This is a genomic window from Crossiella sp. CA198, assembly GCF_052078295.1.
Taxonomy (GTDB): Bacteria; Actinomycetota; Actinomycetes; order Mycobacteriales; family Pseudonocardiaceae; genus Crossiella.
The window spans coordinates 279,863-289,322 of the sequence record NZ_JBQJIM010000009.1 but is presented as its reverse complement, the minus strand read 5'-3'; the positions used below and the strand labels follow the sequence as shown (position 1 = coordinate 289,322).

The 9,460-nt window shown below is 70.8% G+C and carries 7 protein-coding genes; all 7 read left to right on the top strand.

Going from position 1 to position 9,460, the window contains the following annotated elements; all coding sequences use genetic code 11:
- Positions 1-20: 20 nt before the first annotated feature.
- Genes ectB through ACTOWY_RS17610 form a run of 7 tightly spaced genes read left to right on the top strand, consistent with a single transcriptional unit; the run spans position 21 to position 9,421 of the window.
- Entirely contained in the window at positions 21-1,316 is a 1,296-nt protein-coding gene (gene ectB / locus ACTOWY_RS17640; RefSeq protein ID WP_441310714.1) for a diaminobutyrate--2-oxoglutarate transaminase, read from the top strand.
- Positions 1,317-1,326: 10 nt separating this feature from the next.
- Positions 1,327-2,247: an ornithine carbamoyltransferase gene (locus ACTOWY_RS17635; RefSeq protein WP_441310713.1), complete on the top strand. Its 921-nt coding sequence runs from the start codon at positions 1,327-1,329 to the stop codon at positions 2,245-2,247.
- A gap of 20 nt (positions 2,248-2,267) precedes the next feature.
- Positions 2,268-4,571 (top strand): lantibiotic dehydratase, encoded by a 2,304-nt coding sequence (locus tag ACTOWY_RS17630; RefSeq protein WP_441310712.1) that lies wholly within the window; start codon positions 2,268-2,270, stop codon positions 4,569-4,571.
- Positions 4,568-6,028: an amino acid adenylation domain-containing protein gene (locus tag ACTOWY_RS17625; RefSeq protein WP_441310711.1), complete on the top strand. Its 1,461-nt coding sequence runs from the start codon at positions 4,568-4,570 to the stop codon at positions 6,026-6,028. Before ACTOWY_RS17630 ends, ACTOWY_RS17625 begins: the two co-directional genes overlap by 4 nt.
- The gene (locus ACTOWY_RS17620; RefSeq protein WP_441310710.1) at positions 6,025-6,930 is read left to right on the top strand and encodes a threonine ammonia-lyase; all 906 of its coding nucleotides are present in this window, start codon (positions 6,025-6,027) and stop codon (positions 6,928-6,930) included. The genes ACTOWY_RS17625 and ACTOWY_RS17620 overlap by 4 nt, the downstream gene beginning before the upstream one ends.
- A complete protein-coding gene (locus tag ACTOWY_RS17615; protein ID WP_441310709.1) occupies positions 6,927-7,175 on the top strand; it encodes a phosphopantetheine-binding protein in 249 nt (82 codons plus the stop codon). Before ACTOWY_RS17620 ends, ACTOWY_RS17615 begins: the two co-directional genes overlap by 4 nt.
- A 5-nt stretch (positions 7,176-7,180) precedes the next feature.
- Positions 7,181-9,421: a lantibiotic dehydratase gene (locus tag ACTOWY_RS17610; RefSeq protein ID WP_441310708.1), complete on the top strand. Its 2,241-nt coding sequence runs from the start codon at positions 7,181-7,183 to the stop codon at positions 9,419-9,421.
- Positions 9,422-9,460 lie beyond the last annotated feature (39 nt).

Here is a 9,460-nt window from a genome sequence, read left to right as displayed (position 1 = left end):
CCACCCGAGAGGACCCCACGATGACCGTCACCGCGCACCACCCCGGCACGCACACCGCGGCCACCGACTTCTCGGTGTTCCAGGACCTCGAATCCGAGGTGCGCAGCTACTGCCGGAAGTTCCCGATCGTCTTCCACCGCGCCAAGGGCGCCGAACTGCACGGCGAGGACGGCCGGGTCTTCATCGACTTCTTCTGCGGCGCGGGCACCCTGAACTACGGGCACAACAACGACTTCATCAAGCGCCGCCTCACCGAGTACCTGGCCGCCGACGGCATCGTGCACGGCCTGGACATGCACACCGTGGCCAAACGCGAGTTCCTCAACGCCTTCGCCGAGATCGTGCTCCGGCCGCGCGACCTGGACTACAAGATCCAGTTCTGTGGGCCCACCGGCACCGACGCGGTCGAGGCCGCGCTCAAACTGGCCCGCAAGGCCACCGGCCGCACCGGCCTGGTCGCCTTCACTGGTGCCTACCACGGCATGTCCCGCGGCTCCCTGGCCGTCACCGGCAGCCGCCGCGCCCGCCGAGCCGGCGGCATCGGGCCATCCGAAGTCACCTTCGTGCCCTATGAGGACAGTCCACAAGGGACCTTCGACTCGGTCGGCTACCTGGAACGGCTGCTCGCCGACCCGTCCTCCGGCTTCGAGATCCCGGCCGCGGTGATCGTGGAGCCGATGCAGATGGAGGGCGGCATCTACCCGGCCTCCCCGGACTGGCTGCGTTCCCTGCGCGCGCTCACCGAGCGGCACGGCATCCTGCTGATCTTCGACGAGATCCAGGCCGGTTGTGGCCGCACCGGCACCTTCTTCTGCTTCGAGCACGCCGGGGTGGTGCCGGACATGGTCACCGTGTCCAAGTCCATCGGCGGCTACGGACTCCCGCTGTCGCTGACCCTGTTCCGTCGCGACCTGGACGTGTGGGAGCCGGGCGAGCACACCGGCACCTTCCGCGGCAACCAGCTCGCCTTCGTCGCCGCCACCGCCGCCTTGGACCTGTGGCGGCAGACCAAGTTCCACACCGACCTGGCCGTGGCGTCCCGGCGTCTGGACCGCTTCCGCACCGAACTCCTGGACCCGGCGATCACCACCCGCGGCCGCGGCATGGCCCTGGGCATCGACCTGGCCGATGCCGGTGGGCCGGAGCGCGCGGATCTGGTGCAGCGACACGCCTTCGAGCACGGCCTGATCGTGGAGCTGTGCGGCCGCCACGACGAGGTGATCAAGGTGCTGCCGCCGCTGACCATCGACATCGCCCGGCTGGACCGTGGACTCGACGTGCTCCGCGACGCCCTGCACAGCACCCGGAACCGGTGAGGAGTCAACGATGTCCGACCGACGACACCTGATCTCCATCGACGATCTGTCCGATGAGGACCTGCGCTGGCTGGTCCAGCGCGGCGCCGAATATTCCGCGGGCGACCTCGAAGGCGCGAGACCGTTGCGGGACCTGGTGGTCGCGGTGCTGTTCCGCCGCACCTCCACCCGCACCCGCACCGCCTTCTCCGCCGGCGCGCTGCGCCTGGGCGCCCAGCTGATCACCTACGGTCCCGGCGACCTCCAGGAGAACACCGGCGAGTCCGTCGAGGACACTGGCGCGGTCCTCGCCGGCATGCTCGACGTCCTGGTCGCCCGCACCGCCGGACCGGAACGGGAACTCCGCGCCTACGCGGCCCAACAGCGGATGGCGGTGATCAACGCGATGACCGCGGAGGAACACCCCACCCAGGCCCTCACCGACCTCACCACGCTGACCCGCCACTTCGGCCGGGTCGACGGGCTTCGCGTGCTGTACGCGGGGGAGGGCAACAACACCGCGACCGCGCTGACCCTGGCCCTGCCCCGCTTCCCCGGCACCGAACTGCACCTGCGCACGCCACCCGGCTATGGCGTCCCGGCGAGCTTCGTCGAACGCGGCGAGATCAGCGCCAAACGTAGCGGCGCCCGGATCGAGCAGCGACACGACCTGGCCGACCTGCCCGAGGTCGACGTCGTCTATACCACCCGCTGGCAGACCACCGGCACCAGCAAACCCGACCCCGACTGGCGCACGATCTTCGCACCGTTCCAAGTGGACAGTGCGCTGCTGTCAGCCTGTCCCGGCGCGGTGTTCATGCACGACCTGCCCGCGCACCGCGGCGAGGAGGTCACCGCCGAGGTGCTCGACGGCCCGGCCAGCATCGCGTTCACGCAGGCGGAGAACAAGTACCACAGCGCACGCGCCGTCCTGGAATGGTGCACGGCCTGATCCGAAAGGTGTCCGTCGCGATGTCCGACAACGTCTTCCTCCCCACCGGCGGCTGGCGGCTGTGGTCCCAGTTCTCTCTGCGTGGCCCCGGTTTCCCCGCGGCCGGAGTGCTCCGGCTGGCCCCGGAGGGCCTGGCCGCGGCCGCGGACAAGTTCGACCGGGGCACCCCACTGTCCGGTGTGGACTGGACTGCCTTCGAGGAGGAGTTCGGCACGGCCGCGGTGCGGACCGCCCTGGAACTCCAGGACATCGCGGCCCGGCCCGACTTCCGCGCCGCGGTGGCCTGGCAGAACCGCACCGTGCTCGGCACTGGCATCAAGCCCTTCCTGGACTGGACTCCCACCGCGGCCGGGCGCAGCAGCATGCCCCGCCAGCGCGAGGAACTGGTGGCCCACTACTGGCAGCGGTTCTGCGTCAAGAACGACACCATCGGCTTCTTCGGCCCGGTCGGCTGGGGTCGCTGGGACCTGGCACAGGAAGGCGTGACGGTCGATCCTGGCGAGGGGCTGATCGCCGAGTCCACTGTGTACTTCTCCAGCTGGGCCATCGACACCCTCGCCCGCGTGCTCGGCGAGGACCCCGCCCTGCGCCGCTGGACCCCGCCGCGCCGAGTGTCCTTCGTCCGGATCAACGCCGACACCGTGCACCTGCCCGGTCGCCCACCTCAACCGATCACCCCGGACCAGCGCGAACTCCTGCTGCACTGCGACGGCACCCGCTCCCCGGTAGACCTGGCCGCCCAGCTCGGCCGGACCCAGGAGGCGGTGCTGGCCGGGATTGACGACCTGGTCAAGCGGCGCTGGGCGGTGTGGCGGCTGGAGGTCCCGACCACCGCGCACCCCGAGCAACACCTGCGGTCCACAATGGAGCGAGTCGGCGACCCGGCGGTCCGCGACCGCGCCCTGGCCAAACTCGCCGTGCTGGAACAGGCCAAACAACGCATCCACCACGCCTATGGTGACGCGGACGCGCTGTCCGCGGCGATGGCCGCGCTGGAACAGGACTTCGCCGCGCTCACCGAGTCCGCCGCGGTCCGGGCCAAGAACAGCCGCACCGCGCCCTGCCGCTCACTGGTGTACTCCGACTGCCGCCGCTCGGCCACCGCCACCCTGGGCTCGGCCGTGCTGGCCGAACTCACCCCACTGGCCCTGTGCCTGACCGCGGCCCGCTGGCTCACCAACCGGTTCGCCGAGTCGATGACCACCCGCATCCGCGCCGCGTACGAGAAGCTGCTGGCCAAGCACGGCCAGGTCGACCTGGGCGCGCTCTGGTTCGAATGCCTCCCGGTGCCACACCCCGACTCCACCGCCGAGATCGACCGCATCCAGGCCGAACTGCGCGAACGCTGGACCCGGATCATCAACGCGCCCGAGGGCGCCCGCCGGGTTCGACTGTCCTCAGTGGACCTGAAAGACCAGGTGGAGGCGGCGTTCAGCGAACCCGGCGACGCTTGGAATATTGCCCGATACGTGAGTCCGGACGTGCTGATCCTGGCCGAGGACGCCGACGCGGTGGCCCGCGGCGAGTTCGAGCTGGTGCTCGGCGAACTGCACGTGGCCATGAACACTGTCGGCGCTTCCCTGTTCGCCATGCAGCACCCGGACATCAACGAGCTGCTCGCCGAGACCACAATGGACTTCCCCGGTCCGCGGCTGATGCCCATGCTGCCCAAGGAACAGCCGCCACGCTGGTCCACCCGCAGCCGTCCATCCCTGGTGCGTCCCGAGGACTACTTCGCCGGCATGGTCGACTACACCGCCGATCCGCACAACCCGCGCGCCCTCAACAGCGCAGACGTCCAGGTGCTCGACCGGGACGGCCGGCTGCTCGCGATCCTGCCCGACGGCGCCGAGTTCCCACTCCTGGATGTATTCGGCAACGCGCTCACCAACCGGGTCATGGACCGCTTCTCGCTGCGCACCGACGCCGAGCACTCGCCGCGGATCACCGTGGACCGGATGATCATCGCCAGGGAGACCTGGCGATTCACCGCCGCGAGCCTGGAGTTCACCGCGGAGAAGAGCGAGGCCCGCCGGTTCGTCAAGGCCCGGCAGTGGCGGGCGGAACTGGAGCTGCCCCGGTACGTCTTCGTCACCTCGCCCACCGAACCCCGCCCGTTCTACGTCGACTTCGACAGCCCGGTCTACGTCAACATCCTGGCCAAGGCCGCCCGCCGCCTCGCCCGCACCGACCCGGAGGGCCGGATCACGGTCAGCGAGATGCTGCCCAACCCGGAACAGGCCTGGCTCACCGACGACCAGGGCCAGCGCTACACCTCCGAACTCCGCTTCGTCGCGGTGGACCAGACCGGCGGTGCGTCATGACCGGCTTCGTCGACGAGCTGCTGGCCAACCCACCGCACACCCCCGCGATCATCACCCCGGACCGCACCGTGTCCTACGGCGAACTGCGCAACCGGATCGTCCGACTGGCCCAATGCCTGGTGGTCGAAGGGCTGCGCCCGGAACAGGTCTGCGCCATCGCCGTGCCCAGGGGCGTGGACGCGGTGGTCGCCATGGCCGCCGTGCTGCACGCCGGCGGCGCGTTCCTGACCCTGGATATCGACCAGCCACCCCAGCGCCTGGCCGTCATGCTCCACAGTGGACAGACGGCGCATCTGCTGACCACCAGCCAGGTCAAGCTGCCTTTCCCTGGCCGCACCACCCTGCTGGACCGGCTCACCCCGGCCATCGCACCCCTGCCCGCCGTGTCACCCCGGTCGCTGGCCTACGTCAGCCACACCTCCGGATCCACCGGAACCCCCAACGCGGTACTGATCGAACGCCGCGGCCTGGACTCCTACCTGCGCTTCCTGGCCAGGGACTACGACCTCGGCCCGCACACCACCGCCGTGCAACTGGCCCCGCTGGGCTACGACGCCTCCATCCGGGACATCTTCGCCCCACTGCTCGCGGGCGGCCGACTGGTGCTCGCGCAACGGGAATCCCTGTTGCGCGCCAACGGGTTCGCCGAGGTGATCCGCCGGTACGAGGTCAACACCGTGCTCAGCGTGACCCCGTCCTTCCTCACCTTCCTGGCCCAGCACAAGGACATCGCCGCAGACCTGTACCGCCTGCGACTCGTGGTGTCCAGCGGCGAGTCCCTGCGCCCCTTCCTCGCCGCCGGTGGCCGGGACCTGATCGCGGGCAGCCTGGTCAACCAGTACGGCCCGACCGAGTGCACCATGACCTCCACCCGCCACCGCGTCCCGGTCGTCCCCGACCTCAGCGCCGACCACATCGGCGTGCCGGTGGACGGCGTCACCGCGCACCTCCTGGACGAGCAAGGAAACCCGGTGCCGCCCAACACCATCGGCGAGATCCACCTCGGCGGTGTGGGCGTGGCGCGCGGGTACGCGGACCGCCCCGGCCTCACCGCGGACCGCTTCCGACCGGATCCCTTCGGCGAACCCGGCTCCCGCAGGTACCGCACCGGCGATCTGGCCCGCCGCACCGAGGACGGCATCCTGGAGTACCTGGGCCGGGTGGACCGGCAGATCAAGATCCGCGGCTACCGGGTCGACCCGGCCGAGGTCGAATCCGCCCTGCTGACCCACCCCGCGGTCACCGGCGCGGTCATCACCGCCGCCACCGACGACCGCGGCCGCGGCCACCTGATCGCCCACATCACGGGTGACCTCACGACCACCACCGACGCCGACCTGCGCGCCCATCTCGGAAAAACCCTGCCACCGCACCTGATGCCGCGCCGGTTCGCCCGAATCGACCAGCTGCCCACCACCAGCACCGGCAAGACCGACCGCAAGGCACTGGCCCGATGACCACGCCCGCCCTGCAACTCGGCCACGCCGACGTCTCGGCCGCCGCGGACCGGATCGCCGCGCAGATCCGGCACACCCCGCTGCTGCCGTGCTTGCCCGGCCTGCGACTCAAGGCCGAGCACCGCCAGCGCAGCGGTTCGTTCAAACTCCGCGGCGCGGCCAACGCCCTGCTGGGCAACGGGGTCACCGCCGTCGTCGCCGGATCCTCCGGCAACCACGGCATCGCGGTGGCCACCCTGGGCGCCCGGCTCGGCGTCACCGTCACGGTTGTGATGGCCACGGGAGCCAGTCCGGTCAAGGCCGCCCGGATCCGGGAACTCGGCGCGGACATCGTCACGGTGCCCGGGGGCGTGGCCGACCGCGAACGACACACCCGGGAACTGGCCGCGAACACCGGCGCGTTCCTGCTGCCCTCCTCCGACCACGACCTGGTGGTCGCGGGCGCGGGCACGGTCGCCCTGGAAATCCTCGCCGACGCACCCGACACCGACACGATCTTCGTCCCCACCGGTGGCGGCGGTCTGCTCGCGGGTTCCTGCCTGGCCGCACTGGGCAGCACGGTCCGGGTGATCGGCGTGGAACCCGCCGCCTGCCGCCGGTACGCGCGCTCACTCGCCGCCGGGCAACTGGTCGAACTGCCGCCACCGGACACCATCGCCGACGGCCTGCGCGGCCAGCGACCCGGCGAGGTGCCGTTCCCGATCATCGAGCACCGGGTGGACGACCTGATCGGCGTGTCCGACGAGGCCGTCCGTCACGCACTCGACCTGTTGCGGCGCAACGGGTTCCACGCCGAACCCAGTGGCGCGGTCGCCCTCGCGGGCGCGCTGCGCGCCGGGTGGACCGGCACCGCCGTCGCGATCGTCTCCGGCGGAAACACCACAGCGAAAGGACAGCCATGACCAACGACCTCAAGGTGGACGTGCCCGAACTGATCGCCGCGATCTACCGCGAGACCCTGGGCGATGAGCACCTGGACGCCGCCAGCGACTTCTTCGAGGCAGGCGGCGATTCCCTGGCCGCTTTCCAGATCACCGCCCGCCTACAGGACGCCCTCGGTGTTGAGGTGCCGGTGGCGCTGGTCTTCGCCTACCCCTCGCCGATCGACCTGGCCGGCGTGGTGGACCTCGACCCGGTCCAGGGGTGAGCCCAATGGGTGCGGACGAGGTGCGCCTGGACCAGACCTGGCGGTTGTGGGACCAGTTCGCGTTGCGCGGCCCGGGTTTCCCCGCCAGCGGGGTGCTCCGGCTCGCACCCGCCGGTCTGGCCCAGGCCGCGGACAAGTTCGACCGGGACGATCGACTGTCCGGTGTGGACTGGCAAGGATTCGAGGAGACCTACCAGGAAGCCGCGGTGCAGACCGCGAGGGATCTCCAGGACATCGCGGCCCGGCCCGACTTCCGGGCCGCGGTCGCCTGGCAGAACCGACCGGTGCTGACCACCGGCATCAAACCCTTCCTGGACTGGACGCCCACCGCAGCGGGTCGCACCAGCATGCCCCGCCAGCGCGAGGAACTCATCGCCCATTACTGGCAACGGTTCTGCGTCAAGAACGACACCATCGGCTTCTTCGGCCCGGTCGGCTGGGGCCGCTGGGACCTGACCCAGACCGGCGTCACCGTCGACCCCGGCGACTCGCTGATCGCGGAGACCAACGTCTACTTCGCCAGCTGGGCCATCGACACCCTCGCCCGCACCCTGGAACCCGCACTGCGCCAGTGGATCGCGCCGCGCCGCGTCCCGTTCGTCCACATCGGACCGGACACGGTCACCATCCCCAGCCGCCCACCACAGCGGATCACCCCGGACCAGCACCGCTTACTGACCCAGTGCGACGGCACCCGTTCGGCCCACCACCTGACCCGGTCCAACCCCGACCTGGACGTGCCCGCGCTGCTGGCCGACCTGGTCGCCCGCCGATGGCTGGTGTGGCGCCTGGAGATTCCCGCCGACGCGCACCCGGAACGCTGGCTACGCACCTGGCTGGCCACCGTCGAGGACGAACCCCAGCGCACCAAGGCCGAAGCCGCTCTGGACACCCTGGAACGCGGCCGCGCCGAGGTCGCCGCCGCCACCGACGCGGACACCCTGGCCGCCGCGCTCAGCAAGCTGGAACAGGACTTCGTCGCCCTCACCGACACCGCAGCGGTCCGCGAGAAGTCGGCGAGCACCGCGCCATGCCGGGCACTGGTCTACTCCGACTGCCGGCGCAGCGCCACCGCCACCGCTGGCCACCGGGTCCTGGACGCGCTGGCCCCGCTGTCCCTGTTCCTGACCAGCGCCACCTGGCTGACCGCCAACCTCGCCGACCGGGTCCTGCACCGTGCCGAGGAGGTCTTCGACCGTCTGGCCGCCAACGGCCCGGTCAACCTGGCCGACTTCTGGTTCGCCTGCATGCCGATCCTGCACGGCGCCGCCGCCGCGGACGCGGCCGAGTTGCAGCAGGAGTTCCAGCGCCGCTGGGGCATCATCCTCAATCCGGGCAGCGGCAGCCGGGTCACCCGGTCCACAAAGGACATCGAGCACCGGGTGTCGGTGGCCTTCGGCAACCGGGCCCCCGGCTGGACCGCGGCCCGCTACCTCAGCCCCGACATCCTGCTCACCGAGGACCACCTGGTACTCGGCGAACTGCACGTGGCCACCAACACCCTCGGCGCCTCCCTGTTCGTCAACCAGCACCCGGACCAGTCCGAACTACTGGCCAGCACCACCAGGGACCACCCCGAACCCCGCCTGCTTCCCTTGCTCCCCAAGGAACACCGCTCCCGCCTCTCCGCCAGGATCCGGCACACCCTGATCCGCCCCGAGGACCACTACGTCGCCCTGGTCGACCACACCGCAGACCCGTCCCGCCCCAACACCCACGCCAGTGCGGACATCCAGGTCGAACGGCACGACACCCTCCAGGCGGTCCTGCCCGACGGCACCCGGTTCCCGGTGATCGACGTCTTCGGCCACGTCCTGACCACCCTGGCCATGGACCTGTTCCGCCTCCTCCCGGAAGCCCCGCACACCCCACGGATCACCGTCGACAACCTGGTCGTCACCCGTGAGACCTGGCGCTTCCCCGCCGCCGAAGTCACCGCCGCCGAGGAGAAGTCCGAACCCCGCCGCTTCGTCTGCCTCCGCCAATGGCGCGAGTCGAACACCTTGCCCCGCTTCGTCTTCGTCACCTCCCCGGCCGAACCCCGCCCGTTCTACGTCGACTTCGACAGCCCCGTCTACCTCAACATCCTGGCCAAAGCCGTCCGCCGCCTGGCCCGCAAGGATCCGGCCGCCCAGCTCACGATCACCGAGATGCTGCCCACCCCGGACCAGGCCTGGCTGCCCGACCACAACCGCGAACCGCACACCGCCGAACTCCGCTTCGTCGCGGTGGCCGATCCCCGCTGAGCGCAACCCAAAAGCCCCCGCCCCGGACACTCGGGGCGG